Source organism: Lactobacillus nasalidis, from assembly GCF_016587775.1.
Classification (GTDB): Bacteria; Bacillota; Bacilli; order Lactobacillales; family Lactobacillaceae; genus Lactobacillus; species Lactobacillus nasalidis.
Map to the genome: position 1 here is coordinate 1 of NZ_BOCG01000560.1, position 486 is coordinate 486.

The 486-nt window shown below is 59.1% G+C and carries 1 protein-coding gene; it reads left to right on the plus strand.

The genetic code is table 11. From position 1 onward, the window contains the following. A partial coding sequence (locus lacNas_RS10790) for an IMPACT family protein (protein ID WP_201346854.1) occupies window positions 1-442 on the plus strand: 442 nt, incomplete at its 5' end. Between the last annotated feature and the right edge of the window lie 44 nt (window positions 443-486).

The following is a 486-nucleotide window of genomic DNA, read 5'->3' on the forward strand; positions in this document are numbered from 1 at the left end:
GGCCGGCACGGCCGGAGTGCCCGAATTAAGGACCCTGCAGCTCATGCAGCTGAAAAACGTGGCCGTCGTGGTCACCAGGTATTTCGGCGGCATCAAGCTGGGCGCCGGCGGCCTCATCCGGGCCTATTCCGGCAGCGTCAGCGAGGCGGCCAAGGCCATCGGCGTCGTCAAGCGGGTCCTGCAGCAGGAGCTGATCTTTACCATCCCCTACAACCGCTATGACAAGGTCGACCACTTCCTCAAGGAGCGCGAAATTTACGTGGCCGGCACCGAATACGGCGTCAGCATCACCATCTCCGTCTATCTTGACCTGGAGCAAGTCGCTTCCTTCATTGCGGATCTGACCGAGCTCTTGAACGGGGAACCAGACTTGATCAAGGGCGACCAGCGCTACAATGAGATTCCTGTCAAGGAAATCGGCCCGCGCGAAAAAAATGACTGATTTTCCGGCACGCAAAAAACGGCCAGGCTGAAGCCTGGCCGTTT